The organism is Corynebacterium sp. AOP36-E1-14, assembly GCF_052377495.1.
Taxonomy (GTDB): Bacteria; Actinomycetota; Actinomycetes; order Mycobacteriales; family Mycobacteriaceae; genus Corynebacterium.
Window position 1 is genome coordinate 242,462 of record NZ_JBQSWV010000001.1, and the last position, 26,202, is coordinate 268,663.

Consider the following 26,202-nt stretch of genomic DNA (forward strand, 5'->3'; position numbering starts at 1 on the left):
CAGAACAGCACGATGACAGCCCGACCACCCGAAGGAGGAGGCCCCCATCACCGCAACGCTCGCGTCCACCCGTCCCGAGGCCGGCCTCCGCCTGACCGACCGCTGGGGACGCACCGCCGACGACCTGCGCATCTCGCTGATCGACAAGTGCAACCTGCGCTGCAGCTACTGCATGCCCGCCGAAGGGCTGCCGTGGCTCAAGAAGGACGCGCTGCTCACCGCGGACGAGGCCGTGCGCCTGGCCGACATCGGTGTGCGGGTGCTCGGCGTCAAGGACATCCGGTTCACCGGTGGTGAGCCGCTGGTGCGCAGGGACCTGGAGGAGATCGTCGCCGGGGTGCGCGCCCGCCACCCGCACGTGCCGATCTCGATCACGACGAACGCGATCGGTCTGGACAAGCGGGTTGATGCGCTGGTGGACGCCGGGCTGACCAGGGTGAACGTGTCCCTGGACACCGTGGACCGGCAGACCTTCGCCGAGGTCACCCGCCGCGACCGTCTGCCGCAGGTCATCGCCGGTCTGGAGGCCGCCAAGGCCGCCGGCCTGGAGCCGGTGAAGATCAACGCCGTGGCGATGCGCGGGGTCAACGACCACGGCGTGGCCGACCTGGCGCAGTGGTGCCTGGAGCGTGGCTACCAGCTGCGCTTCATCGAGCAGATGCCCCTGGACGCCGACCACACGTGGGCGCGCGACAACCTGGTCTCCGCCGAGGAGATCCGCGCACGCCTGTCGCAACGCTTCGACCTGGCGTCCGACCCCACCCCGCGCGGTTCCGCGCCGGCGGAGCTGTGGGAGGTCCGCGACCGCGGCGCCGCGGCGTCCTCCCCCGCGTTGGGGAAGGTGGGCATCATCGCCTCGGTGACGGAATCGTTCTGCGCGGCGTGCACGCGCACCCGCATCACCGCCGACGGGCGGATCCGGACCTGCCTGTTCTCCCAGCAGGAGACCGACCTGATGCACCTGCTGCGCGGCGACGCCGACGACGTGGAGGTCGCTCAGACCTGGGCCACGGCCATGTGGGGCAAGCCGCGGGCCTACGGCTCGGACGCGGTCACCCTCAACGACCCGGAGTACGTGCAGCCCGAGCGCACGATGAGCGCGATCGGCGGCTGAGCGGGTCTCGCTTCTAGAACCAGCGGATGCGTCCGCGCAGGATACCGCGGTAGGCCACGGCGGCGAGGGTGACGATCAGGGCACCGAGCATCACCGGGGTGAGCACGAACTCCCAGTGCTCGTGGGAGGTCATCATCACGATCGGCAGCACCGCCGCCGGCGGGTGCAGGATCCGCAACGCGCACATCAGCATCACCGAGACACCGGTGACCAGGCCGATCGCCCACCAGGACGTGGGCAGCACGTAGTCGGCCAGCACCGCCACGACCGCCACCACGAGGTGTCCGCCGAGTACGCTCATCGGCTGTGACACCGGGGCGGCGGGCAGGACGAAGACCAGCACGCAGGACGCGGCGAAACCAGCCATGAGCAGAGGATGGCCGATGGCCTCGGTGAGCAGGCCGAGCACGCAGATCACCACGGTCACGGCCGCCCCGGAGACCAGCAGGGCCGCCGGGGTGAACGTCGGCTGGGTCCTGGTGAAGAACCCGATGAAGGGGTTGTACGGGTCCGGCGGCGTCGACATGCGTACAGGGTACTGCGCGGCCCGGTTCTACCGGTCGAGTGGATAGACCTCCACGAGGGTGCCGGCGGCCAGTGTGGCCCCGGCGGGGACGCGGATCAGGGCGTCGGCGGTGACGGACTGCGCCAGCAGGTGCGAGCCGGCCCCGCCGACGGGGCGCACGGTCAGTTCGCCGTCGCGCACCTGCGTGCGCCCGCGCAGGTAGCGGTCCTTGTCCGCCAGGCCGTCCTCGGCGGCGGTGATCCTCGCGGTGACCGCGCAGGACGACTCGCCGAGGGCGGGCGCGACGAAGAGCCGGAAGCTCACCGCCGTGGACACCGGGTTGCCGGGCAGGCAGATCACCGGCACACCCTCGAAGCGCGCCAGGCCCTGCGGGCCGCCGGGCTGTTGGGCGACGTGGCCGAACCAGGCGCCGGGGGCGTGCTCCAGGGTCTGCCGGACGACCTCGAACGCGCCGTGGCTGATGCCGCCGCTGGTGACCACGGCGTCCGGCCGCGCCTTGTCGATGGCGGCCGAGAGCGCCGCGCGGAAGGCGGTGGGGTTGTCGGTGGTCTGCACGGTGCCGGCGACGTCGATGTGGTGGACGTGGCACAGGGCGCGCAGCATCGGCCCGTTGGCGTCGCGGATGGTGGCCGCCCCGGGCAGCTGCGCCGGTGCGTCCTGCCCTGCGGTGACCTCGTCGCCACCGGTGCAGATCAGGACGCGCGCCGTGCGCGTGACCGGCACGGTGGTGAGTCCTTGGGCGGCGGCGACGCCGACGGTGCGGGGGTTGACGGTCTCCCCGGCCGGGATGAGCAGGTCGCCGGTGCGGATGTCGGTGCCGCGCAGCCGGACGAACTGGGCGTCCGGCGTCTGCGGGACGGTGACGTGGGTGGCACCGAAGTGCGCGGGGGTACACCTCTCCACGGGCACGACGGCGGCGGTGCGTGCGGGCAGGCGCGCGCCGGTCATCACCGGCACCACGGCGTCCCCCACCGCCCCGCTCGGCAGGACGTCGCGGGGGTCGGCCCCGGCGGCGACGGTGGCGTCCACGGCGAAGGTACCGCCGGCCAGGTGGGCGGACCCCAGGGCGTAACCGTCCATCTGGGAGTTGTCGAAGCGCGGTGAGTCCTCGACGGCGGTGACGTCCACGGCGAGGCGACGTCCGAGCGCCAGGGCCGGGTCGACGTGTTCCACGGGCAGTCCGCCGACGAGCGCGCGGACGGCGGCGAGGTGCTCCTCGGGGGTTCGTACGCTGTGGTTGGTCACAGCGGCGACACTACCGGTAGGAGGCGCTCAGCACTCGTCGTGACTACACGTTCGCCTCGGCGAACCGGGTCCCCGGGCGGTGGTAGACGCCCCAGGCCACCAGCGCCATCAAGACGTACGCGGCGGCGAACAACCAGAAAGCCACGCTGAAGTCACCAGTGACGGAATCCGAGAGGTTCAGCACCTGCGGAATGGCGAAACCGCCGAAACCACCGATCGCCCCAATGAAACCCAGTGCCGCGGCACTCTTACGCTCGTGACCGACCGGGTCGTCCGACGCGACGGAGAGCTCGAAGACCGTGGGAATCATCCGGTAGACCGAACCATTCGCCAGACCGGTCAAGGTGAACAGCACGAGGAAGAGCACCAGATAGCCGGCGAAACCCACCGTCCCCAACGACAGCACCATGACCACCGTGACCAGTGCCATGCACACGAATACCGCCGTACTCACCCGGGCACCGCCGAGCCGGTCGGCGAGACGTCCCCCGTAGGGGCGGGCGAGCGAGCCGACCAGTGGCCCGAGGAATGCGAGACCCAGGGCGGCACCGAGAACCGTGAACGACGAGAACTCCGGGAACTGTGCGTTGATCAGCGTGGGGAATACCGAACCGAAGCCCATGAATGAGCCGAAGGCACCCACGTAGAGGAAGGATATGATCCACAGGTGCTTCTCCTTGAGCGCCGACAGTGACCCCTTGATGTCGTTCGTCGCGTGGGAGAGGTTGTGCATGTAACGGTGCGCACCCCACGCCGCCACCAGGATCAATGGGATCCACATCAGGCCCGCCATCGGCAGGTTGGGGCTGAAGGTCCCGAAGGCAAACAGGCTGACTGCCACCGGGATGACGAGCTGTGCGACCGCCACACCGAGGTTGCCGCCGGCCGCGTTGACGCCGAGTGCCTGACCTTTCTCCGCCTTCGGGTAGAAGAAGGTGATGTTCGACATCGAGCTCGCGAAGTTCCCACCGCCAAGCCCGGCCGTCGCCGCGATCACGAACAGCGACCAGACCGGCGGGTTGTCCATGGACAACACCAGGGCGGTGGCACCAGTGGGGATGAGCAACAGCAGGACGGAAATCACCGTCCAGTTTCGTCCGCCGAAGATCGGCACGGTGAAGCTATAGGGAATGCGGGCCGTCGCACCGACGAGCGGAGGCAGGGAGACCAGCCAGAACTGTTGCGAGGAGGTCAGCTCGATACCGGCCTGCGGCAGCAGGATCACCGTCACCGACCACATCTGCCAGACCGCAAAGCCGAGGAACTCGCAGAACACCGACCAGAAGAGGTTGCGCCGGGCCGTCGGCCGCCCAGGGCCTTCCCAAAAGGTGGGGTTCTCCGGTTGCCAGTTGGTAATCCACCTACCCTCCTCGACGACGAGTTCGGTCTCCGGGGGACAGCCTGTTTCCGGCGGACGGGGTCTCTGGGGGCTCTGGGTTCTCTGGGTTGCGGGAGCAATGGTCATGGGGCGGGTCTCCGATCGGTGCGGGGTTGCGGGCTTCCTGTCCCATCACTTATAACTGCTTCCGAAGCACCCGCCCAGCGGGGAAACAATACTCTTACCGCAGGTAGATGGTAGTTTCCTGGCCTTGTCCGGCACATGATCCACAGGTGTCGACCTCCTCTCAACACCTCGCGGCCACGCGTGAGAGCTTGTTGCTCGGCCTGTAACCCGGACAAGACTGCGGGGTAATCTCGGCCCCCTAGTCTCTCGCCCATGAACTCAACTCCAGAAGTCAGTAGCGATGAGAAATCAGTAGACACGGTGGACACGGTGTGCGGCTACTGCGGCGTGGGCTGCGGGATCACCCTCACCGCCGAGGGGACGGCCGATTCCCGGCGCGTCCTCACGTCCACGGGGACCGGCACGCACCCCGCCAATCGGGGCAGGTTGTGCACCAAAGGAAGCACCACCGCCGACCTGCTCAACGCTGGCGGTCGTCAGTCGACGGCCCTCATTGACGGCAAGCCGGTGGGCCTCGACGAGGCCGTCTCGGAGGCGGCCCGCAGGTTCACCGCCATCCGTGAGGAGCACGGCGACGACGCCGTCGCGTTCTACGTGTCGGGTCAGATGTCCTTGGAGTCGCAGTACCTGTCGAACAAACTGGCCAAGGGCTACTTCCGCACGAACCTCATCGAGTCGAACTCCAGGCTGTGCATGGCCAGTGCCGCTACGGGCTACAAGCAGTCCCTCGGCGCCGACGGCCCTCCGGGTAGCTACGACGACCTCGATCACGCCGACGTCTTCCTGGTCATCGGCGCAAACATGGCCGACTGCCACCCCATCCTCTTCCTGCGGATGATGGACCGGGTCAAAGCCGGCGCGAAACTGATCGTGGTCGACCCACGGTTTACTGCGACGGCGAAGAAGGCTGACCTGTACCTGCCCGTCCGCCCCGGCACCGACATGGCACTGCTCAACGGCCTGCTCCGACTGATCACTGATGCTGGGGACGTCGACGAAGAGTTCATCGCGGAGTTCACCGAGGGGTGGGACGCCATGCCCAGCCACCTCGCCGACTACCCCGTCGACACGGTCTCGGAGATTACGGGCATCGCCGTGGACGATCTGAAAACCGCCGCGGCGTGGATCGGGTCCACGCGGAACCTCATGAGCCTGTGGACGATGGGACTCAACCAGTCGGTACACGGAACGTGGCACACCACCGCGCTGTGCAATCTACACCTGGCGACCGGCGCGATCTGCCACGAGGGGGCCGGCCCGTTCTCGCTGACGGGGCAGCCTAATGCCATGGGCGGACGCGAAATGGGATACATGGGTCCGGGGCTACCGGGCCAACGAACGGTCCTGAATCCCGACCACCGACTGCAGGTCGAGGAAATATGGCAGATCCCCCAGGGCACCCTGCACGACAACCTCGGCGGCGGCACGGTGGACATGTTCGACGCTCTCGCGGACGGTCGGATCAAGGCGGTGTGGGTGATCTGCACGAACCCGGTGGCCTCGGTGGCCAACCGGTCGAGGGTCATCGCCGCGCTGGAGAATGCGGAGTGCGTGGTCGTCCAGGATGCCTTCGCCGGTTCCGCCACCGCGGAGTACGCCGACGTGCTGCTACCTGCGGCGCTATGGACAGAATCGGAGGGGGTGATGGTCAACTCGGAACGCACGCTCACGCTTACTGCCCCGCTGATGGACTCCCCGGGGCAGGCGCGTCCGGACTGGGAGTTGATCTGCCGGGTCGCCCAGGAGATGGGTTTCGCCGGCTTCGACTTCCCGGACGCCTCATCGGTATTCGACGAAATTCGGCGCTTCCACAACCCGGAAACCGGGTGGGACATCCGTGGCGTGGACTACCCCAGGCTGCGTCGCGGGCCGGTGCAGTGGCCCGCGCCGGCGAGTTCCCCCGACTCCCGGCACCCGGTGCGTTACCTCAACGACGGCATCAGCCAGTCCGTGCACACGGACGGCGACGGAAACCGTCCCCGGCTGGCCTTTCCCACACCCTCGCGGCGCGCGCAGTTCCTCGCCCGTCCGTACCTCCCGCCGGCTGAGTGCCCTGATGCGAACTATCCCCTGGTCCTGACCACCGGCCGACTGCCGCACCAGTGGCACACGATGACGAAGACCGGGCGCGTGGCCAAACTGATGAAGCTCAATCCGTCGGGGTTCGTTCATCTGCACCCCACCGATGCCGAGGCCCGTGACATCGCAGAGGGAGACCTCGTCGAGATCGCCTCACGCCGAGGCTCTGTTCAGGCCCCCGCCGTCGTCAACGACGGAATTGTCCAGGGAACCTGTTTCATGCCGATGCACTTCCCCGACCAGGTGGTCAACGAAGCGACCAACGACGCCGTGGACCCGGAGTCGCTGCAACCGGAGTTCAAGGCGTGCGCTGTGGACGCGGCGAAGGTCGCGGTCAGCGCGTCCGCTGCGGTCAGCGCGTCCGGCGACATGCTCGACCGGATCTTCGACGGGGACGGGCACTCCCCTGCCCCAGTGCTGACCGACCTCGAGAAGGTGTACCTCGACGGTATGCTGCGCGGGCTTCGGGCGAATCCGCCGCAGGACGCTGTGCCGGCGGTGCCGGTGGTGCCTGCCCAGGCCCCGTTGTCGCCGCAGGCACGGGCCTGGGTGGACGGCACGTTGGCGGGAATGTTCTCCCGTCTGGCTCCCCTCACCGACGACGGTGGCCCAGACGACGATGCCACCGACCTCTCCTCCGACTCTCCCGCAGTCACCGTGGTGTGGGCGTCGCAGACTGGCTCGGTGGAAGACTACGTACCCTCGCTCGTCGCAGCGATTTCGGAGAGAGGTTACAGCGCGCGCGCCGTGCCAGCAGACGACGTAGGTGCCGAGGGCCTGACCGGTACCGTCCTGTTCGTGGTGTCCTCCACCGGTGACGGTGAGGCCCCCGATAACGGGGAGTCACTGTGGGACACCGTGATGGCGATGGACCCCCATGCGTCACCGTCCTGTCTGCAGGACCTGTCCTACTCGGTGCTGGGTTTCGGGGATTCCTCCTACTCTGACTTCTGCGGCTTCGCCCGCTCGCTCGACGAGCGCCTGGCGGAACTGGGGGCCACCCGGATCGCCGCGTGGCAAGCCTGCGAACCGAACTACGAATCCACGGCGAGAACCTGGCAGAACCGGGTGCTGGACGCCCTGCCGGACGCTGGCGCGCCGGCGCCTGCGCCCGTCGCTGCACAGACCCCTGTGCCAACCCCTGCACCCACCTACAGTCGCCGGCACCCTCTGATCACCGAGATCCTGGAGTCCTCCCGGTTGACCGGCGACGACTCCGCCAAGGACGTCCGGCGGGTGGCGTTCGCCCTCCCCAAGGACACGCTGAGCTACACCACCGGGGACGCCCTCGGAGTCTGGCCAACGAACCGCCCGGAAGTCGTCGACGAGTGGCTCTCCCTCACCGGTCTCGACCCGGACACGGACATTCGGGTGGACGAGACAACCCTTCCCCTGCGCGAGGCACTGACAACCACCTTCGACATCACCACCATCACTCCGGACGTCCTGCGACTGGTGCACACCCACCATCCCCACGCGGGACTCGCCGGCACAGACGGCATCGCCGACGACCCGGCGCGCGCTCGGGAGTTCGCCTGGGGCCGCCACACCGCAGACCTGCTGACGACGCACGCCGTCGACGCGTCCGCCGAAGAGTGGGCGCAGGCGCTGCCCCGGATGAAGCCCCGCATGTACTCAATCTGCTCGAGCCCTCACACCGATGCCACCCAGGTGGAGATCACCGTCTCGGCCGTGGAATTCCGGACTGATGGCGGACGACGCCGCGGTGTGTGCTCCGGCTTCCTCGCGCAAGCCAACGCCGGCGACCGGGTGCGCATCTTCGTCTCACCCAATAAAAACTTCGGGCCACCGGAGGAGCCTTCCGCGCCGGTCATCATGGTCGGGCCCGGCACAGGGGTCGCACCATTTCGTGGCTTCCTGCACGACCGTAGGCACCGCGGGGCGACCGGGGACAGCTGGCTTTTCTTCGGTGAGCAGCACGCTGCCACGGACTTTCTCTACCAGGACGAATTCACCGGCTTGCGCAAGGACGGCGTGCTCACCCGCCTCGATACTGCGTTCTCCCGGGATCAGAAGGACAAGGTCTACGTCCAGGACCTCATGCTGCGCAATGCCGGCGAACTGTGGTCGTGGATCGACCGGGGTGCCTACCTCTATGTCTGCGGAGACGCCAGGAAGATGGCCCCGGACGTCGACGCCACGCTGCACCGCATCGTCGCCGAACAGGGCCGGATGGATCCCGAGGCGACGCGGCGTTTCATGTCCGTGCTGTCGTCGGAACGCCGCTACGTCAAGGACGTCTACTGACCGCCATGCCGTTGTTACCGCCACGTGTCGCCGCCGTCACGGACGTCCGACGGCCGTGAACCGCTCGTAAAACACTTCTCTCAACAGTGTCTTCGCCGGTGAATGGACCATAGCGTGAGGCACATGGACACAGCACACAACCCTCAACCAACAAACCGCATCGTCGTCGTCGGCTTCGGTATGGTCGGCCACCGGACGGTCACCGACATCCTCGACCGCGACCCCGACGCGGACATCACGGTGATCTCGGGTGAACGGTGCCACGCCTACGACCGTGTCGCCCTGTCGAGCTATGTCTCCACGTGGGACCGCGGCAATCTGGAGCTTTCCGAACTCCCGGGGACGGTCAGGGTTCACCATGCCCGGGTGACCGGAATCGACCGGGACAAACACACCGTCTCGTGCGAGAGTGATGCCCCCGGTGAACCGGAGGTCATCGGCTACGACCACCTGGTGCTGGCCACGGGCTCCTACCCCTTCGTCCCACCGGTCCCGGGCAACGACCTTGACAGGTGCATGGTCTACCGGACGATCAACGACCTGGACCGCATCCGCGACATCGTTGAGCATGCCCGACGTGCCGGACGCCAGCCACGCGGCGCGGTCATCGGCGGCGGGTTGCTGGGGTTGGAGGCAGCCAACGCACTCCTCTTGCTCGGCGCGCAGGCCCACATCATCGAACGATCCCCTCGACTTATGCCGCTGCAGGTCGACCCTGCCGGCGGTGTTCTCCTCGCAGACAAGGTCCGCGACCTGGGTGTCACGGTGCACTTGAACACCTCCACACAAAGCATCCGGGAGACCACCTCGTCGGACGGAACCCCAGACTCTCTCGAGATGTCGCTCAGCAGCAACGAAGACCATGCCCCGGCGAACGAGGAGCTGCTTCCCGTCGACATCGTCATCTTCTCCACCGGGGTGCGCCCGCACGACTCCCTCGCCACGGCTGCCACAGGCACGCCCTTGGACACCGCGCCGCGGGGTGGGATCCTCGTCGACGCCTTGTGCCGCACCAGCGACCCCGATATCAGCGCCGTCGGCGAGTGCGCCGCCGTCGACGGGGTCTGTTACGGCCTCGTGGCACCCGGCTACTCGACCGCCGAGATCGTCGCCGACCGTCTCACTGGACGCGAAGCCACCCCTTTCGAGGTCCCAGACATGTCCACCAAACTTAAACTGATGGGGGTCGATGTCGCCAGCTTCGGCGACGCCCACGGCACCACCGAGGGGGCGCGCCCCCTCACCGTCAACGACCCGGTGTCCGGCACTTACGGCAAGCTCGTCATGGACGGCAACGGCCGGACACTGCTCGGCGGCGTCCTCGTCGGCGACTGCACGTCCTACGCGTTGCTGCGGCCCATGGTCGGCGGCGAGCTGGACGCACCGATGTCCTTCCTCGCCCCCGCCGCTAGTGGTGCTGACGGTACTGACGGGGCGGGTGTGGGAGTCGGTGCCCTGCCCGATGCCGCACAGATCTGCTCCTGCAACGCCGTATCCAAGGGCGATGTCCGCGAAGCTATCGGCGACGGTGCCTGCTCGGTGACGGACCTGAAAACCTGCACACGGGCAGGGACGAGCTGCGGTTCCTGCTTGGGCCTGCTCAACCAGTTGCTCGATGCCGAGGGAGTGGAACTGTCCAAGGCCCTGTGCGAGCACTTCCCTCAGTCCAGGGCCGAACTCTTCGAGTGCGCCGCGGCTTCGGGCCTGCGCGACTTCCCCGGGTTCATCGCACGGTTCGGCACCGGACGAGGTTGCGAGATCTGCAAGCCGACCATGGCATCTATCTTCGCCACGCTCAACACCGGCCACCACGTCCTGGACGATGGTCACGCGGCCCTCCAAGACTCCAATGACCGCTTCCTGGCGAACATCCAAAGGAATGGCTCCTACTCCGTGGTGCCCCGCATGCCCGGTGGCCAGGTCACCGCCGAGCAGCTGATCGTGTGCGGTGAGATCGCCCGCGACTTCGACCTGTACACCAAGGTCACCGGCGCCCAACGTATCGACATGTTCGGCGCCCGGGTCGACCAACTCCCCGCCATCTGGCGCAGACTGGTGGACGCCGGCATGGAGTCCGGCCAGGCCTATGGCAAGGCGCTCCGGGCGGTGAAAAGCTGCGTGGGAACCGACTGGTGCCGGTATGGCCAGCAGGACTCGGTGAAGATGGCCGTGGACCTGGAGATGCGCTACCGGGGTCTGCGCAGTCCCCACAAGTTGAAAATGGGAGTTTCCGGTTGCGCCCGCGAGTGCGCAGAGGCTCGGGGCAAGGACGTCGGCGTCATTGCCACGGAACACGGCTGGAACCTGTACGTCGGCGGCAACGGTGGAGCGACCCCACGGCACGCTGAACTGCTGGCCGGGGATCTCGACGAACGCACGCTGATCAGCTACATCGACCGCTACATCGGCTTCTACGTCCGCACCGCCGACCGGCTGCAACGCACCGCCGCCTGGCAGGCGGAGATGGACGGCGGCCTCGACCACATTCGAGACGTGGTCTGCGACGACTCCCTCGGCATCGCTGCCGACCTGGAGGCCTTCATCGACCGCCACGTCGAGGACTACACCGACGAATGGCGGGATGTCCTCGACGATCCGGAGAAGCTCGGCCGCTTCGTCTCCTTCGTCAACGCACCCGAGTCACCGGACCCCACCGTCCAGTTCCAGAAGCAGGACGGTCGCAAGGTCCCGCTGCCGCTACCCGCGCTGCACACCGCAGTCTGATAATCGCAGTCTGACGACCACCCAGAGAGGAAATGATCCACCATGACTTACACCACCATCTGCCTCCTCGACGACCTCGAGGAGAACCTCGGTGCCGCCGCCCTGCTCGACGATGGCACCCAGATAGCCCTGTTCCGCGCCGGCTCCACCGTGTACGCCGTGTCGAACATCGACCCGTACATGGGTGCGGCTGTGATCAGCAGGGGAATCGTCGGCGAGGCGGACGGCGAGGCCACGGTGGCCTCGCCACTACTGAAGCAACGCTTCCGCCTGTCCGACGGCCAGTCGTTGGAAGACGACGGGAACTGTTTGGCGACCTATGCGGTCAGGCTCGACGACGATGAGGCCGGTGCCCTGGCCGGCGGTCGTCGCGTGCAGGTGTGCCACTGACCTGGGAACCCCGCCCTTTTCTCTCACGACCGTCCGGTGGCGTGTAAGAAAACCGACCCACACCTGTTGCCCTGGTGACCGGTCGGTGAAACACCTGATTCCTACCATCAAGAGTGACAGAACCTGACGAACTTCTGCTCTCACTTGGAGGAACTCCCATGACCATTGTCATGACCGGACTCGACGTACGTGACCGATTGGTTGTCCTTGTCGGCGGTGGGACCGTCACTGCCAGGCGCGCAGACCGACTGATCGACGAAGGTGCGGTCCTGCGCATCGTCGCGCCACGGCTCTCCGCTGACACCGCCGCAGTGATCCACAAGCATGCGACTCTTGACCCGGGCCGCGTGGCGTGGGTAGCCCGCACCTTCCACCCGGCCGATCTCGACGACGCATGGCTCGTCCACACCGCCACGGGCAATCCGTCGGCGGATTCGGCGGTGGTGGCCGCCTGCGATGAACGCAGGATCTGGTGCATCGACGCCGGTGACGCCCTTGGGGGAAGCGCGCGTCTCTGCGCGGTGGCCCGTCACGGCGACGTGGCGATCGGCACCGTCTCCACCGATGGCCCAGACCCACGTCGCAGCACCGAGATCCGATCCGCGGTACAGCGCCAGTTGGACCGTGGTCTGTTGCCGACCCGGCGGATCCGCGGCCGGGCCGGCGAGGAGGGCTACGAGCGCGGGTCGGTAGTCCTCATCGGCGGCGGCCCCGGCCCAGGGGACCTATTGACGCTGCGTGGCTACCGGGCATTGCTGCAAGCCGACGTGATCATCCACGACAGGCTCGGCCCCACCGATGTCCTGGAGGACGTCGGACCGGACGTGGAGATTATCGATGTTGGCAAAGCCCCGGGCCGCCACCGCGTGCCCCAGGAGCAGATCAACGGCCTGATCATCGACCGAGCCCGCCGTGGGCTGAAGGTGGCCCGTCTCAAGGGTGGCGACCCCTTCGTGTTCGGGCGCGGCGGCGAGGAGGCGCAGGCCTGCACCGCGGCTGGCATACCGGTTGACGTCCTCCCGGGTGTCAGCAGCGCGGTCTCGGCACCGGCGGTGGCGGGTGTTCCTGTGACACACCGTGGTGTAGCAGATAGCCTCTACGTGGTGAATGGCCATCGACGTCCCCGACCTGCAACCCTCGCCGCCCTTCAGGACGACGACACCACCGTCGTCGTCCTCATGGGCGTCGCCACATTGCAGGAGTTCTCCTCCGACGCCCTGGCGTCCGGCGTCCCGCGCGACCGGCCGGTGGCCATCGTCGAGAACGCCCACCGCACTAATCAACGGGTGTTCCGCACGACCCTCGCAAACGTCACGAACACTGCCCGGACCAACTCCGTGGCTAATCCTGCGGTAATCATCGTCGGGGAGACCGCGCGTGCCGGCCTCCTCACCGACGACACCACCGCCGTGAAGGCGTCTGCATGAGGGAGGCGAAACAGATCTCGGAGGCGTTGGAGGGGTGCACGATTCTGCTGCCCGTCGACAGGCGGTCGGCGGAGTTCGCGACGGCCCTGCAACGTCACGGGGCATCGACGATCATCGCGCCCCCACTGACGATCACGCCGCACTTCGACGACGCAGAACTCCTTCACGAGACCCGCTTGCTGCTCGAGACTCCCCCGGACATCGTCGTGGTCACCACCGGTGTCGGCTTCCGCGGGTGGATGGACGCCGCCGAACAGGACGGGATCCAGGTCGACTTAATCAGCTCTCTGCGACGCCCTCAGATCCTGGTCCGCGGGCCCAAGGCCCGTGGTGCTGTCCAGCAAGCTGGCCTCGAGATCGACTGGGTCGCAGAGACCGAGACCTCGGCCGAGATTACCGAGTACCTCCTGGCCGAAGGGGTTCGGGGCAAGCGCATCGTAATCCAGCATCATGGCGAAGGCGACCCCGAGATGGAGAGCACACTCGTGGCTGCCGGGGCCGAGGTACAGGGGCTCACGATCTACCGGTGGGGTGCTCCGCCGGACCCGGACCTGGTGGGACGGACCACGGGGATGGTGGCGGCAGGCAACGTGGACGCAGTGCTGTTCACCTCGGCACCCGGTGCGAGGGCCTGGCTGCGTTTCGCCGAGCAACTCGGAACCTTACCTGCCATCCAGCAGCTCTCCGGCGAGCGCACGATCTTCGGGGCGGTGGGGCCAATCACCGCCGTGCCCCTTGAGGCTGCCGGACTGTCGCCGGCTATCCCGGAACGTTTCCGCCTGGGGGCGCTCGTACGTGAGACGGTGCTCCTGATGGCGGGGCCGCATACCGCGACCGCCACGCCATACGGCCCGCTCCATGTGCGTACCGGGGGCATCCTGCTGGACGGTCGCTTTCATCCTTTGGGACGCACCGGTTCAAATCTTTTGCGGATCCTGGCAGCCCGTCCTGGTCGCGTGCTGTCGCGGGAGGAAATCTCCAAGGAGTTGTCGAGCGGTATCACGGGTGGTCACGCCGACGGGTGGTCCGATGAGCAGACCACGGAGCGCGCCGTGGAGGTCACGGTCGCGCGGATCCGCAGCGCGCTCGCTGAGCCGGATCTGATTCAGACGGTGTACAAGCGCGGTTACCGGCTTGCCGTCGCCGACGTTCCAGAATAGCAAAACACCGCCCCGGCCCGCTTGTGCAGCGGGTCGGGGCGGTGTCGACGAGCGTCGGGAAGTGTTTACTTCTCGGCGTTCTGGCCGGCCTCGAACGGGAAGCCCAGCTCGCGCAGCAGCGCGCGGCCTTCCTCGTTGTTGGTGGCGGTGGTCACCACGGTGATGTTCATACCGCGGGGACGGTCGATGGAGTCGACGTCGATCTCGTAGAACATGGACTGCTCGTTGAGACCGAAGGTGTAGTTGCCGTTGCCGTCGAACTGCTGGTCCGAGAGACCGCGGAAGTCGCGGATTCGGGGCAGGGCCACGGTCAGCAGGCGGTCGAGGAACTCCCACATGCGGTCGCCACGCAGGGTGACGCGGGCGCCGATGGGCATGCCCTCACGCAGCTTGAAGTTCGAGATCGCCTTCTTGGCCTGGCGGATCTGCGGCTTCTGACCGGTGATCAGGGTGAGGTCCTTGATGGCACCGTTGATCAGCTTGGAGTCGCGGGCAGCCTCGCCGACACCCATGTTCACGACGACCTTGGTCACGCCGGGGATCTGCATGACGTTGTCGAAGTTGAACTCGGTGTTCAGGTTCTCCCGGATCTCGCCGCGGTAGCGGCTCTTGAGACGGGGGGTGTAGTTGTCGCTCATCAGATGTCCTTCCCGGTGCGGCGGGAGATGCGGATCTTCTTGCCGTCCTCATCGAAGCGGAAGCCGACGCGGGTGGGCTCGCCGTCAGCGTCGAGGACCATCACGTTGGACACGTGGATGGGGGCCTCCTGGGTGACGATGCCCTCGGACTCGGCGCCACGCTCGGGCGCGGAGTTCACGACGTGCTTCTTGATGCGGTTGACGCCCTCGACCAGGACCTTGTCGCGCTGCGGGAAGGCCTCGATGACCCGACCCTTCGCGCCCTTGTCCGGACCCGAGATGACCAGGACGGTATCGCCCTTGTGGATCTTCATGGGTTAGATCACCTCCGGTGCGAGAGAAACGATGCGCATGAAGCGCTTGTCACGCAGCTCGCGGGCGACCGGCCCGAAGATGCGGGTACCGCGGGGGTCGGTGTTGTCCGCACCCTTGATGAGAACGGCAGCGTTCTCGTCGAACTTGATGTAGGAGCCGTCCGGACGACGGGTCTCCTTCTTGGTGCGCACGATGACAGCCTTGACGATGTCACCGGACTTCACGTTTCCGCCGGGGGTTGCTTCCTTGACGGTGGCGACGACGATGTCGCCGATACCGCCGGAGCGTCGGGTGGAGCCGCCGAGCACGCGGATGACCAGGATTTCCCGGGCTCCGGTGTTATCGGCGACCTTCAGACGCGATTCCTGCTGAATCACTTCTAGTCTCCTTGTAGACCTAGTAGTTCTGTGCACGTGGGATTACCGACCCTCACGTGCGCGGTCCGTGCCTCTTCGCGGTCCAGCCGGTCGGCGGTCCGGTCCGCGCGAAGCGCACCGGAGCGACCTATGGACCACAGGCAACCGCTCAAGTATGCCACCAGCGACGCCACGGGCCAAACCTGCCTATTTACATGACGGACAAGGCCCGCCCGGTACCACCGGGGGCACCCCCGAAAATTACCCTATGGGGTACGTCACAGTAACGCCTCAATCTGTATTCTGCTCACTTTTCACACAGTGACGAATTACGTCACATTCACCCGACCGCGCCTCCCTGAAGATTCCCCCGCGCCAAGCCAGAACGCGAGCGCCGGCAGACATCCTTTTCCTCTCCTACCAGTACAATCGCCATCTGGACAAGGGTGACAAAAGTTGGACACGGCCCCCTATTTCGGCGCTTTAGAACTCGCCGAACCCATACCGAGGGGCGTAGTACCCGCCACTCAGGTAAGCCTCCAATTACATTTCATAACAGAACGTAGTACCACTGAAACTGTTTTACCCCGCGACAGGCCGGTGCTGCGCTGGTAACTTCTCCCCCGAACGGCGGAACCACCCGCCTCCGACCGGAGACTTGACCCCTTCGGACGGCCACACCAGTTCAGTGAGGAAACACACTTTCATGACCATCAAGAAGAGCCTGCTCGCCGCAGCCACCGCCACCACCCTCGCCGTCGCCGGTACCGGCATCGCCTCCGCCCAGGACGGCACCGAAGACACCGAGACCCAGGGCTCCTTGTCCTCGCTCTCGTCCTCCTCCTCCGAGGGCGAAGACGGTGATTTCGAAGGCCTCCTCGGCAGCATGGCCGACGCCAGCGAGATCCTCGCCGTCATCAACACCTTCGGCGGTGCCGTTGCCGGTTCCATCGACATCATCCCGGACATCTACACCGCCATCCAGGGCTTCCAGGACATGGTGGACGACTTCGAGTTCCCCGCCCGGCCCTTCTTATCTGACACCGCGCCCGCGGTAGACAGACTCCTCAGCAGGACAGAAGAAGTGAAACGGCCCCGACCTCCCGGTCGGGGCCGTTTCGTATGCCTACACCCCCGAACGAGGGTCCGCAATCTCACCGCACGCCGATCCCCTGGCTCTCTTCTCCGGACCAACCGATCAGGCCATACCCTCCCGCCGTACGATCGCGATTGCGCCCGTCATCCCCGACATTCTCTTACCCTGCCCCGTACCTCCAGTCCGATACCGACGTCTCCTGGCCACCTCAAACTGATATACCCGCCCCCGTATTTCGCTTTGACCAGTGCGAATATATCCCTGCCCGGAGAAAACCGTTCATGCTACGTTCTGCTTTGTCCCCCTCACCACTGATCCTCAAGAGGAGCGAAACAAGCATGAAGACTCGTAAGACTCTCCTGACCGCAGCCACCGCCGCCACCCTGGCAATCGCCAGCACCGGTATCGCCTCCGCCCAGGAGGACCTGCCCGACGAGACCGGCAGCACGGGTAGCTCCGCCTCCAACGACGAGACCGGCAGCGCCCCCACCGCCCCGTCCGCTGAGCTGTCGAACCAGCGCGACGTCCTCGGTTCCATCACCGGTGCGGACGCCCTCGGATCCTGGACCGACGGGCAGTTCGACTACGGGAAGGCCTCTGAGGCTCTCGTCAGCCTGGCCGCCGGCGGAGCAGCCGTCGCCACCCTCGCCGGCGCATACGTCGCCGTCGTCGACGCCTCCGACGCCTTCCAGGGCGTTCTCGAGAACAGCCGCGGCTTCATCGAGAGCCAGATCGGCTAAGAGCCCGAGCGCCGACTACTTAACACCCCGCCCCCTCCGGCGGGGTGTTTTCCCATGTCAGCGTCTACCCACTACACCCAAAAGGGGCACACTAAGATCTTCCTGTGGACCTTTGTTCGTAGATACAACATGATAGGGGACGGAACGAACACGTCAGCTACCCCACTCGGAATAGCTGGACACTGACACAAGAGGAATCCCCATGAAGCTCAAGAAGTCTCTGCTCGCCGGCGCCACCGCCGTCACCCTCGCCATCACCGGCACCGGCATGGCCGCAGCCCAGGATGGCAGCCTGCCCACCGGCTCCCTGACTACCTCCAGCGAGACCGAGTCGAGCGATCTCAGCTCGATCACCTCCTCCCTCAGCGAGGGTTCCTCCGAAGGCTCTTCGGAGGGTTCCTCGAACATCGACATCGAGGCATACCTCGAGGACATCTTCGGCGACGATGGTGTCCTCGGCTCCTTCGTAACCGAGGAAGATGGTGGCTGGTCCAACGGTATCGGCAACATCACCAAGGTCATCGGCCTCATCTCCGCAGCGATCGGCCTCGGCGGCCTCTTCAGCTAGACCTGACCAAACGGGCACTCCCCACTGGTCTCCCCCGACCCCTGCTATTCATTGCGCGAGTCTCACCCAAGATCTAAGGTGAACCTATCCTCGAGCGTGGATGCGGGGGTCGAGCCATGCCTCCACGCTCGTTCCGACGAGTGAAAGGGGCCCGATGACGACGGGAACCACCGATGTTGCCGCGCCACCCGGCCCATCCGCCACCTCCCGACTGCGCAGACGCCGGCTCCTCGGCCTCCTCTGCCTCACCGTCCTGCTCGTCATCGGATTCCTACTCAGCCTCGCCTACGGCTCCCGCGTCATCCCCACCGACGTGATGCTGGACTCCCTGCGCCAACTGCCCTCCGCACTCCGTGCCGACCGGATCGACGACCCCGACCTCCAGGTCATCACGGAGCTCCGCTTTCCCCGGACCCTCATCGGTCTCATCGTCGGGGCCGGACTCGGCGTGGCCGGCGCACTGATCCAGGGGCACACCAGAAACCCCCTGGCCGACCCCGGCATCCTCGGCATCTCCTCGGGTGCCGCCCTCGCCGTCGTCGTCAGCTTCGCCGTCTTCAACGTCTCCGGCACCGCCGCCACCGCCGCCTGGGCCTTCGGCGGCGCGCTGATCGCCACCTGCGCCGTCTTCGGACTCGCCTCCGTCGGCGGCGGCAACGTCCACCCCCTGACCCTCATCCTCGGCGGCGCTGCGATGAACGCCGTCCTGCAGGCGATTATCAGCGCCTTCGTCCTCACCGACGAGAACAACCTCGACCGGATGCGTTTCTGGACCGTCGGCTCCGTCGCCGGACGCGACATGACGATCTTCTGGGGTGTGCTGCCGATCATCATCATCGGTCTGATCCTCGCCTTCGCCACCGGCCCCCATCTCAACCTCCTCAACCTCGGCGACGACGTGGCCACCGCTCTCGGCGTGAACACCAAGGTGGCCCGCCTGATGGGCATGGTGATCATCGCCCTGCTCGCCGCGGCCGCCACCGCCGCCGCCGGCCCCATCGCCTTCCTCGGCCTCGTCGTCCCCCACCTGGTGCGCTCCATCACCGGGCCGGACTACCGGTGGATCCTGCCGTACTCCGCGCTCGGCGGAGCAACCCTGCTGCTCTACGCCGACGTCCTCGGACGCCTCGTCGCCCGCCCCGGTGAACTCCAGGTCGGCATCGTCCTGGCCTTCGTCGGTGCACCACTGTTCATCTACATGCTCGTGCGCAGGAAGGTCGTGCAGCTATGACCCAGAACGCCGGCACCCGCTCACGCACGAAACTCACCTACGTCCACGAGGGCACGGTCCCCGAGCGTCCCGCCTTCCGCCTCGGGGCACTGTCGATGGTCTGGCGTCCCCGGCAGTTCGCGGTCTCGGCAGCCCTCGCCGTCGGCGTCGTCCTGTTGCTGCTGCTGTCCATCTGCCTCGGCGACTACCCGCTGACCCCGATCCGCGTGGCCGAGGTCATCGGTGCCCGCCTCTTCGACGCCCTGCACCTCACCGCGCTGCGCGACATGATCGTGGAGCCCTCGCGCATCGAGGAGCTCGTGGTCTTCGACTGGCGCATGCCCCGCTCGGTGACCGGCATCGTCGTGGGCACCGCCCTGGGCCTCTCCGGCGCACTCACCCAGTCCGTGACCCGCAATGCCCTGGCCAGCCCGGACATCCTCGGTATCACCACCGGTGCCTCCGCCATGGCCGTGACCATCATCGTTCTCGGCGGCGGGGCGTCCGGCGGACTGGTCGGCTGGCTCTCCGGCGTCGGTATCCCCGTCGCCGCCCTCATCGGCGGCCTGCTCACCGGCCTGGCCATCTGGCTGCTGGCCTACCAGCGGGGCATGGACCCCTTCCGCCTGGTGCTCTCCGGCATCATCATCTCCGCCCTGCTGATGGCCTACATCTCCTTCCTCATGACGCGGGCGGACCTGCGCGACGCCACCACCGCACAGATGTGGCTTTCCGGCTCGCTGAACGCCTCCAACTGGACGCGTGCCATGCCGGTGATCCTCCTGGTGCTCATCGGTGTTCCGGTTTTCGCCTGGATCTCCTTCCAGCTCATGGCCAGCATCCTGGGCCCGGACGTCGCCCGCTCCCTCGGCCAGAACGTCACCGGCGTGCAGGTCGCGCTGCTGGTGTTCTCCGTCGCCCTGGCCGCCGTCGCGGTCTCCGCCGCCGGCCCCATCGGCTTCGTCGCCTTCGTCTCCCCGCAGATCGCCCAACGGCTGTGCGGACGCTCCACCCCGCCGCTGCTGGCGTCCGGCCTGTTCGGCTCCTGCCTGCTGATCCTCGCCGACATGGCCACCCAGTCGATCCTCCCCGTCGAACTGCCCGTCGGCCTGCTGACCTCCGCCGTCGGCGGCCTGTTCCTGATCTACCTGCTCATCCAGAACAACCGGAGGGCCTCCACCGAATGAGTACCCAGAAGAGTCTCCAGACCAACACCATCAGCGCCTCCGGCCTCACCGTCGGCTACGGCAAGGCCGACCCGATCATCAGCGACCTCTCGCTGAACATCCCCGGCGGCAAGGTGACCACCATCATCGGGCCCAACGGCTGCGGCAAGTCCACGCTGCTGCGCTCCCTGTCCCGCCTGCTGCCCTCGCGCACCGGCGACGTCCTGCTCGACGAGACCGACATCGGCACGATGAAGCGCAAGGACCTGGCGAAGATCATCAGCGTGCTGCCGCAGTCCCCGCTGTCGCCTCCCGGGCTCATCGTCTCCGACCTCGTCGCCCGAGGGCGCCACCCGCACCAGAGCTGGATCCGCCAGTGGTCCTCCACCGACGAGGAGGAGGTCATGGCCGCCCTCGAGATGACCTCGGTGGCCAACCTCGCCGACCGTCCCGTGGACTCCCTGTCCGGCGGACAGCGCCAGCGCGTGTGGATCTCCATGGTCCTGGCCCAGCAGACCGAGGTGCTCTTCCTCGACGAGCCGACCACCTACCTCGACCTCTCCCACTCCATCGAGGTCCTCGACCTGGTCCGCGAACTCAGGCGACGCCTGGACCGTACGGTGGTCATGGTCCTGCACGACCTCAACCTCGCCGTGCGCTACTCCGACCACCTCGTGGTGATGCGCAACGGTGCCGTGGAGGCGGCCGGCAGCCCCGGCGAGATCATCACCTCCGAACTGCTGGCAGACGTCTTCAACCTGGACGCCGTCGTCATCGAGGACCCCGTCGTCGGCGGGCCGCTCATCGTCCCCTCCGCCCCGCCGGAGACCGGCGACCACCTAACTTCACCGTAAGAGAACAAGGAACACCACACCATGGCCACCACACCCTCTACCGCCGTCCGTGACATCGAGCTGCGTGAGCACCCGCGCCGCGACGCCACCGAGGACACCGAGCCCGCCGACGACTTCGGCGGCCGGCTAATCCAGGTCACCGTGACCGCCAACGAGCTCATCGCCCCGAACCTGCGTCGGCTCACCCTGGCCTCCCCGGACTTCCGCGAGCTCGAGCTCACCGGGCCCGACGAGTTCTTCGGCCTGCTCATGCCGCAGGACGGACGCGACTTCGAGTCCTTCGACACCGCCGGACGCAACATCCGCGCCGCCGTCGCCGACATCGAGGAGGACGTCCGGCCCGGTCTGCGCTGGTACACGGTGCGTCACCTGCGCCAGGACGCCGGCGAGATCGACGTGGACGTGGTCATGCACGACGACCACCCCGGCCCCGGCGCCACCTGGGTCAGCGAGGTCTCCCCGGGTGCGACCGCCGGGGTGTGGCTGTGCAACGCGATCTGGATCCGGCACGCCGAGCGCCCGCTCTTCGTCGCCGACCCCTCGGCCGTGCCGGCGTTGCTGACGATCCTGGAGTTCACCGCCGACCACCACCCGGACGACCTGCACCGCTACCACCTGGTTATCGTCGCCCACTCCCCCGAGGACCTGGAGGGCGGGATCGCCGAGGACTGGTCCGAGAAGGTCGCCTCGCTGCAGATCATCTACACCTCCCCCGGCATGGAGGCCGAGGCCGTGACCCGGCACCTGCACGAGGCCGCCTCGATCTCACACCCCTGCACCGCCGCCCAGTACGTGTGGGCCAGCGGGGAGGTCGGCATGACCAAGGCCGTGCGCGGTGTGGCCGTGGACGACTGGGGCGTGGACACCGCCTTCGTCGACTGGGTCGCCTACTGGATCGAGGGCAAGCCCCGGCCGTGACCACCCGGGTTTAGCGTGCGCCCCACACCTGATCGACCTCGTCGAACAGGGCCGAACCCTGCGGGCCGTGCAGGGCGAGCTGGGTGAACACCACCAGCAGCTCGCCGGTGGCCGGGTCCACCCGCCCCCACGTGCCGGCCGAGCCGGCCCACCCGTAGGAGCCGTCCGGGCGCACGCTGCCGCCGTAGCCCCAGCCCTGACCCTCCACATCGGTGAGGAAGAAGCCACCCATCGCCCGCTGGGCATCGTCGAGATGATCCGTCATCATCGCGCTGACCAGTTCCTTCGGCAGCACCCGCACCCCGTCGAGTTCCCCACCTCCGGCCAGCATCCGGGCGAAACGCACCCAGTCACCCACCGGGCCGATCAACGCGCCCGCCCCGTCCGGGAAGGACGGCGGTGCGGCGTGCACGCCGTCCGCAGCGTCCACCAGACGCACACCGTCCGCCGAGTCCACGTAGCGGGAGGCGAAACGTGGACGCCGCGCGGCGTCCACCCACCACGTCGTGTCGTCCATGCCCAGCGGCGTGAGTACGCGGGTGGCCGTCAATTCATCGAGTGAGGCCCCGCCGACGCGCTCGACAAACAGGCCCAGCAGCGTGGCCCCGGTGTTGTACGTCCACCCCTGCCCCGGCTGGTGCGCCAGGGGCATCGCCGCGGCGGCGGCGAGGTACTGCTCGCGCGACACCTCCCCGTGGTGGCCCTCCTGCAGGTCGGCGAACAGCCGGACGCTGTAGTCCGCCTCGAAGTCCGGAATGTAGCCCAGCCCACCGCGCAGGGTGAGCAGGTCCTCCACCGTGGCTTCACGGTCACTGGCGACCGTCTCGTTCAGATCACCGGTGGCCTCGACGAGCACGCGCGGCCCGGCGAGCTCCGGCAGCCAACGGGTCACCGGAGTGTCCAGGGCGAGCAGCCCCTCGGCGACGAAGGTCAGCACCACCGCCGCGATGACGGGTTTGCCCAGGGAGTCCCAGAAGAACAGGGTGTCCGGCGCCACCGGTGTGCCGGACGCCAGGTCCTGCACGCCCACGGCCAGCACGTTGTCCCCGGCCTCCCCGCCTACCCCGCCAGCAACGACACCGCCGGGCAGCCGGCCGTCCGCCACCCTCGCGCGCATCAGCGCGGCCACCGACTGTGCCGACTGTGCCGCCTGTCCAGAAGTGCTCATGTCAGGAGTGTGCCACAACCCCCAACTCCTCCAGCAGGCGCTCGCGCAGATCCCCGTCTGCACCTGCACCGTCCGTACTGTCCGTGCGCAGGTCAAGGCTGAGCTGCCCGTCGGTCAGCACCACCACCCGGTCGGCCAGGGCGATCGCCTCGTCCACGTCGTGGGTGATCATCAGCACCGACGGCCGGTGCCGGGCGACCAGGTCGCGCAGCAGACCGTGCATCCGGATCTTCGTCAACGCGTCCAACGCACCGAAGGGTTCGTCGGCCAGCAGCAGCTCCGGCTGGCGGACCAGGGCTCGGGCCAGTGCGGCGCGCTGCTGCTCGCCGCCGGAGAGCTCCACCGGCCAGGCGCGTTCCCGCCCTGCCAGGCCGACCTCCTCCAGGGCGTCGGCCACCGCCTTCTCGGTCGCCCGCCCGGCGGTACCGGTGGACGGCAACCCGAGGGACACGTTGTCGGCGATGCGCAGCCACGGCACCAGGCGTGAGTCCTGGAAGACCACCGACACCCGCTCCGGCACCGCGACGACCCCGTGACCGGCGACGTCGGCGTCCAGCCCGGCCAGGGCACGCAGCAACGTGGACTTGCCGGACCCGCTGCGTCCCAGCAAGGCCACGAACTCGCCCGGCGCGATTTCCAGGTCCACCCCGGCGAGCACGTCGCGGGCGCCGTCGAAACTGCGGTGCAGGTCACGGACACTCAGCTGATGGTTCGTCGCCATGTCAGCGCCCTCCCTCCGACAGTGCGGATGAGCGCGTCGGCGGCCACGCCGAGCACCGCGTAGACCACCAGGCCGACCACGATGATCTCGGTCTGCCCGTAGTTGGACGCCAACGTGATCATGTACCCCAGCCCGGAGGTGGTGTTCACCTGCTCCACCACGACCAGGGCCAGCAGCCCCGCGGTCACCCCGAAGCGCAGCCCCAGGATCACCCCGGGCAGCGCGCCAGGCAGGATCACCCGACGCAGGAACTCCACCCGGCCCAACTTCAGGGTACTGGCCAGTTCCACGAACCGCCGGTCGATGGAGCGCAGCCCGTCGAAGGTGTTCATGTACACCGGGATCAGGGTGGCCAGGGCGATGGTGGTGATCTTCATCTCCTCACCGATGCCGAACCACAGGATCAGCAGCGGCATGAGCGCCAGTGTGGGAATCGAGCGTTTGACCTGCACCGGACCGTCGATCAGCGACTCGCCCCAGCGGGACAGGCCCGCCAGCAGGGCCAGCGCCACACCGGCGGCCACGCCCGCGGCGATGCCGATGCCGGCGCGTGTCAGCGAGGCCACGAGCGACTCCTGCAGACGGCCGGACGCCACCAGCTCGCCGAACGCGCTCGCGACCTGCCAGGGTGCGGCGAGGATGCGCGGGTCGATCAGGCCCGTCGCCGAGCCGACGACCCACGCCGCCAGCAGGACGAGGACGCCGACGGAGCCGCGCGCCCGGCGCGTGGCCCGCCCGGGGCCGTAGCTGCGCCGCACCGGGCGCACGTCGGTGCCGGGTGACACGCGCGTCGGTGCGTCCTGCGCGGGTGTTGTCCCCGCCGGTGGCGCGGTGGTGGGTTCCAGTGTGGTCGTCATGACGACAACTCCTCGGGTTCGAACCGACGGTCGTAGAGGTCCTCGACGTCGATCTCGGGGTGGTCCTGCTCCTTGGACAGCAGGTCGGCGGTCTCCTGGTGTTCGGCGATGAGGTCGTCCCAGGTGTCCGGCACGGCGAACTCGCCCTGACGCTGCACCACGTAGTCGGCGTCCTGCTCCGACAGTCCCTCGTGGTCGACGAGGTAGGCCTGCGCGTACTCCTCGCGGTGGTCGTTGATCCACAGGTTGAGCTTGTTCCACACCTGCGCGTACTGCTTCAGCGCCGCGGTCTTCTTCTCGTCCTGCAGCGTCGACGTCGGCACGTAGAGGTGCCAGGGGTCGTCCGGCACGCCCGGGGCGATGGTGGACGCCCCGTCCTGCGCGTACTTCGCCAGGTAGGACCGCGCCTGCTCGATGCCCAGCGGGGCGACGTCCACCTCGCCCTTGGCGATCACGTTGACGAAGGTGTCGTCGGTGCTCTGCAGCTCCACGAGGTCCACGTCGTCCTTGCTCAGCCCGGCCTCCTGCAGCACGCGCAGCACCAGCGCGCCCTGCGCCTGACCCGGGCTGTAGGCGATACGTTTACCCTTCAGGTCCTTGATGTCGGCGACGTCCGCGCCGGGTGCCACCCCCAGCTCGTAGGTGGGGTGCTCCAGCGGGTCCACGGTGCGGCGCGCCGAGACGATGCGCACCGGTTCGTTGGTCCACGTGGCGAACAGCGGCGGGATGTCGGCGACCGCGCCCACGTCCAGCGCGTCGGCGCGGAAGGCCTCGAGCGTCTTCGGCCCGCCGTCGATGTTCGCCCACTCCGGGGTGAAGTCCAGCTCGTCGATCAGGCCGGACGCCTCCAGCGCCGTCTGCGTGCGCGGGTCGCCGATGCGCAGGACGGTGTCCTCGTCGACCTCGTCGGAGATCGCGGCGGTCTCGTCGTAGTCGGCGTCCCCGGTACTGTCCGACACCGCGTTGCAGCCGCTGACCGCCAGAGCGCCCGACGCGACCACCGCGGTGAGGGTGGTCAGCGTGGTGCGGCTGGTGCTCCGCCTCATGCGCTTTTCACCTCTGCGTCCTGTTTCTCCTGCGCCTTCTCTGCGAGCGCCGGCCCGTGGTTCGTCACGGCGAAACCACGCCGACGCACCGCCGGGATCACACCCTCGCCCACGTGGTAGGTCTCCTCCAGGTGCGGGTAACCCGACAACA

23 protein-coding genes are annotated in these 26,202 nt (G+C 67.6%); 13 read left to right on the plus strand and 10 right to left on the minus strand.

All coding sequences use genetic code 11. The annotated features are described in order from the left end of the window. The first annotated feature begins 91 nt into the window (after positions 1-91). Positions 92-1,114, plus strand: a complete 1,023-nt coding sequence (gene moaA / locus ACT3TD_RS01125; protein WP_301443364.1) for a GTP 3',8-cyclase MoaA — start codon at positions 92-94, stop codon at positions 1,112-1,114. A 13-nt stretch (positions 1,115-1,127) separates the two neighbouring features. Here moaA and ACT3TD_RS01130 read toward each other — a convergent pair whose 3' ends face one another. The 3 genes from ACT3TD_RS01130 to ACT3TD_RS01140 are packed head-to-tail and all read right to left on the minus strand — an operon-like array spanning position 1,128 to position 4,161. Further along, a complete protein-coding gene (locus ACT3TD_RS01130) occupies positions 1,128-1,640 on the minus strand; it encodes an HPP family protein (RefSeq protein WP_301443360.1) in 513 nt (170 codons plus the stop codon). A 27-nt stretch (positions 1,641-1,667) separates the two neighbouring features. Further along, complete coding sequence (locus tag ACT3TD_RS01135) at positions 1,668-2,885, minus strand: molybdopterin molybdotransferase MoeA (protein WP_301443361.1); 1,218 nt, start codon at positions 2,883-2,885, stop codon at positions 1,668-1,670. Positions 2,886-2,928: 43 nt separating this feature from the next. Continuing rightward, a complete protein-coding gene (locus ACT3TD_RS01140) occupies positions 2,929-4,161 on the minus strand; it encodes an MFS transporter (RefSeq protein ID WP_301443362.1) in 1,233 nt (410 codons plus the stop codon). Between the two features lie 441 nt (positions 4,162-4,602). On the opposite strand from ACT3TD_RS01140, the gene ACT3TD_RS01145 reads away from it, so the two are divergent. From ACT3TD_RS01145 to ACT3TD_RS01165, 5 genes are all read left to right on the plus strand, one after another. Next, positions 4,603-8,697, plus strand: coding sequence for a molybdopterin-dependent oxidoreductase (locus tag ACT3TD_RS01145; RefSeq protein WP_441578938.1), 4,095 nt, complete (start codon positions 4,603-4,605; stop codon positions 8,695-8,697). A gap of 123 nt (positions 8,698-8,820) precedes the next feature. Beyond that, the gene (gene nirB, locus ACT3TD_RS01150) at positions 8,821-11,421 is read left to right on the plus strand and encodes a nitrite reductase large subunit NirB (protein WP_301442348.1); all 2,601 of its coding nucleotides are present in this window, start codon (positions 8,821-8,823) and stop codon (positions 11,419-11,421) included. 42 nt (positions 11,422-11,463) lie between these two features. Next, positions 11,464-11,811 (plus strand): nitrite reductase small subunit NirD, encoded by a 348-nt coding sequence (nirD, locus tag ACT3TD_RS01155; RefSeq protein ID WP_301442349.1) that lies wholly within the window; start codon positions 11,464-11,466, stop codon positions 11,809-11,811. 158 nt (positions 11,812-11,969) lie between these two features. Continuing rightward, entirely contained in the window at positions 11,970-13,238 is a 1,269-nt protein-coding gene (cobA, locus tag ACT3TD_RS01160) for a uroporphyrinogen-III C-methyltransferase (protein ID WP_441578937.1), read from the plus strand. After that, on the plus strand, positions 13,235-14,398 hold the full coding sequence (locus ACT3TD_RS01165; RefSeq protein WP_301442351.1) for a uroporphyrinogen-III synthase: 1,164 nt from the start codon (positions 13,235-13,237) through the stop codon (positions 14,396-14,398). Before cobA ends, ACT3TD_RS01165 begins: the two co-directional genes overlap by 4 nt. Positions 14,399-14,463: 65 nt before the next feature. Here the strand turns inward: ACT3TD_RS01165 and rplE are convergent, their stop codons facing one another. Genes rplE through rplN form a run of 3 tightly spaced genes read right to left on the minus strand, consistent with a single transcriptional unit; the run spans position 14,464 to position 15,728 of the window. Further along, the gene (rplE, locus tag ACT3TD_RS01170) at positions 14,464-15,036 is read right to left on the minus strand and encodes a 50S ribosomal protein L5 (protein ID WP_301442352.1); all 573 of its coding nucleotides are present in this window, start codon (positions 15,034-15,036) and stop codon (positions 14,464-14,466) included. Next, positions 15,036-15,350 (minus strand): 50S ribosomal protein L24, encoded by a 315-nt coding sequence (rplX, locus tag ACT3TD_RS01175; RefSeq protein WP_301442353.1) that lies wholly within the window; start codon positions 15,348-15,350, stop codon positions 15,036-15,038. The genes rplE and rplX overlap by 1 nt, the downstream gene beginning before the upstream one ends. Before the next feature lie 3 nt (positions 15,351-15,353). Then, positions 15,354-15,728 (minus strand): 50S ribosomal protein L14, encoded by a 375-nt coding sequence (gene rplN, locus ACT3TD_RS01180; protein WP_301442354.1) that lies wholly within the window; start codon positions 15,726-15,728, stop codon positions 15,354-15,356. 685 nt (positions 15,729-16,413) lie between these two features. On the opposite strand from rplN, the gene ACT3TD_RS01185 reads away from it, so the two are divergent. The 7 genes from ACT3TD_RS01185 (at position 16,414) to ACT3TD_RS01215 (ending at position 22,259) form a co-directional block, all read left to right on the plus strand. Continuing rightward, positions 16,414-17,118 (plus strand): hypothetical protein, encoded by a 705-nt coding sequence (locus ACT3TD_RS01185; RefSeq protein WP_444637936.1) that lies wholly within the window; start codon positions 16,414-16,416, stop codon positions 17,116-17,118. A 23-nt stretch (positions 17,119-17,141) separates the two neighbouring features. Then, entirely contained in the window at positions 17,142-17,543 is a 402-nt protein-coding gene (locus tag ACT3TD_RS01190) for a hypothetical protein (RefSeq protein WP_301442356.1), read from the plus strand. A 202-nt stretch (positions 17,544-17,745) separates the two neighbouring features. Continuing rightward, positions 17,746-18,111, plus strand: coding sequence for a hypothetical protein (locus ACT3TD_RS01195; protein ID WP_301442357.1), 366 nt, complete (start codon positions 17,746-17,748; stop codon positions 18,109-18,111). Between the two features lie 154 nt (positions 18,112-18,265). Then, positions 18,266-19,342: a FecCD family ABC transporter permease gene (locus tag ACT3TD_RS01200; protein ID WP_301442358.1), complete on the plus strand. Its 1,077-nt coding sequence runs from the start codon at positions 18,266-18,268 to the stop codon at positions 19,340-19,342. Further along, positions 19,339-20,508 (plus strand): FecCD family ABC transporter permease, encoded by a 1,170-nt coding sequence (locus ACT3TD_RS01205; protein WP_444614976.1) that lies wholly within the window; start codon positions 19,339-19,341, stop codon positions 20,506-20,508. Before ACT3TD_RS01200 ends, ACT3TD_RS01205 begins: the two co-directional genes overlap by 4 nt. Then, complete coding sequence (locus ACT3TD_RS01210; RefSeq protein ID WP_301442360.1) at positions 20,505-21,341, plus strand: ABC transporter ATP-binding protein; 837 nt, start codon at positions 20,505-20,507, stop codon at positions 21,339-21,341. The genes ACT3TD_RS01205 and ACT3TD_RS01210 overlap by 4 nt, the downstream gene beginning before the upstream one ends. 21 nt (positions 21,342-21,362) lie before the next feature. After that, positions 21,363-22,259: a siderophore-interacting protein gene (locus ACT3TD_RS01215; RefSeq protein WP_441579891.1), complete on the plus strand. Its 897-nt coding sequence runs from the start codon at positions 21,363-21,365 to the stop codon at positions 22,257-22,259. Between the two features lie 10 nt (positions 22,260-22,269). Here the strand turns inward: ACT3TD_RS01215 and ACT3TD_RS01220 are convergent, their stop codons facing one another. Genes ACT3TD_RS01220 through ACT3TD_RS01235 form a run of 4 tightly spaced genes read right to left on the minus strand, consistent with a single transcriptional unit; the run spans position 22,270 to position 26,051 of the window. Then, positions 22,270-23,427: a serine hydrolase domain-containing protein gene (locus ACT3TD_RS01220; RefSeq protein ID WP_441579890.1), complete on the minus strand. Its 1,158-nt coding sequence runs from the start codon at positions 23,425-23,427 to the stop codon at positions 22,270-22,272. Between the two features lies 1 nt (position 23,428). Beyond that, positions 23,429-24,148 (minus strand): ABC transporter ATP-binding protein, encoded by a 720-nt coding sequence (locus ACT3TD_RS01225; RefSeq protein ID WP_301443837.1) that lies wholly within the window; start codon positions 24,146-24,148, stop codon positions 23,429-23,431. Beyond that, positions 24,127-25,005 (minus strand): ABC transporter permease, encoded by an 879-nt coding sequence (locus ACT3TD_RS01230; RefSeq protein WP_441579889.1) that lies wholly within the window; start codon positions 25,003-25,005, stop codon positions 24,127-24,129. The genes ACT3TD_RS01225 and ACT3TD_RS01230 overlap by 22 nt, the downstream gene beginning before the upstream one ends. Next, on the minus strand, positions 25,002-26,051 hold the full coding sequence (locus ACT3TD_RS01235; RefSeq protein ID WP_444614978.1) for an ABC transporter substrate-binding protein: 1,050 nt from the start codon (positions 26,049-26,051) through the stop codon (positions 25,002-25,004). Before ACT3TD_RS01235 ends, ACT3TD_RS01230 begins: the two co-directional genes overlap by 4 nt. Positions 26,052-26,202: the final 151 nt, after the last annotated feature.

Bases quoted from the DNA above. Each gene is read 5' to 3' on its own strand.
- rplE (WP_301442352.1), bottom strand. From the start codon at position 15,036: ATGAGCGACAACTACACCCCCCGTCTCAAGAGCCGCTACCGCGGCGAG.
- nirD (WP_301442349.1), top strand. From the start codon at position 11,464: ATGACTTACACCACCATCTGCCTCCTCGACGACCTCGAGGAGAACCTC.
- cobA (WP_441578937.1), top strand. From the start codon at position 11,970: ATGACCATTGTCATGACCGGACTCGACGTACGTGACCGATTGGTTGTC.
- ACT3TD_RS01205 (WP_444614976.1), top strand. From the start codon at position 19,339: ATGACCCAGAACGCCGGCACCCGCTCACGCACGAAACTCACCTACGTC.
- ACT3TD_RS01185 (WP_444637936.1), top strand. From the start codon at position 16,414: ATGACCATCAAGAAGAGCCTGCTCGCCGCAGCCACCGCCACCACCCTC.
- ACT3TD_RS01130 (WP_301443360.1), bottom strand. From the start codon at position 1,640: ATGTCGACGCCGCCGGACCCGTACAACCCCTTCATCGGGTTCTTCACC.
- ACT3TD_RS01195 (WP_301442357.1), top strand. From the start codon at position 17,746: ATGAAGCTCAAGAAGTCTCTGCTCGCCGGCGCCACCGCCGTCACCCTC.
- ACT3TD_RS01210 (WP_301442360.1), top strand. From the start codon at position 20,505: ATGAGTACCCAGAAGAGTCTCCAGACCAACACCATCAGCGCCTCCGGC.
- ACT3TD_RS01215 (WP_441579891.1), top strand. From the start codon at position 21,363: ATGGCCACCACACCCTCTACCGCCGTCCGTGACATCGAGCTGCGTGAG.
- ACT3TD_RS01200 (WP_301442358.1), top strand. From the start codon at position 18,266: ATGACGACGGGAACCACCGATGTTGCCGCGCCACCCGGCCCATCCGCC.
- ACT3TD_RS01165 (WP_301442351.1), top strand. From the start codon at position 13,235: ATGAGGGAGGCGAAACAGATCTCGGAGGCGTTGGAGGGGTGCACGATT.
- ACT3TD_RS01220 (WP_441579890.1), bottom strand. From the start codon at position 23,427: ATGAGCACTTCTGGACAGGCGGCACAGTCGGCACAGTCGGTGGCCGCG.
- rplX (WP_301442353.1), bottom strand. From the start codon at position 15,350: ATGAAGATCCACAAGGGCGATACCGTCCTGGTCATCTCGGGTCCGGAC.
- nirB (WP_301442348.1), top strand. From the start codon at position 8,821: ATGGACACAGCACACAACCCTCAACCAACAAACCGCATCGTCGTCGTC.
- ACT3TD_RS01225 (WP_301443837.1), bottom strand. From the start codon at position 24,148: ATGGCGACGAACCATCAGCTGAGTGTCCGTGACCTGCACCGCAGTTTC.
- ACT3TD_RS01230 (WP_441579889.1), bottom strand. From the start codon at position 25,005: ATGACGACCACACTGGAACCCACCACCGCGCCACCGGCGGGGACAACA.
- ACT3TD_RS01235 (WP_444614978.1), bottom strand. From the start codon at position 26,051: ATGAGGCGGAGCACCAGCCGCACCACGCTGACCACCCTCACCGCGGTG.
- ACT3TD_RS01145 (WP_441578938.1), top strand. From the start codon at position 4,603: ATGAACTCAACTCCAGAAGTCAGTAGCGATGAGAAATCAGTAGACACG.
- ACT3TD_RS01190 (WP_301442356.1), top strand. From the start codon at position 17,142: ATGAAGACTCGTAAGACTCTCCTGACCGCAGCCACCGCCGCCACCCTG.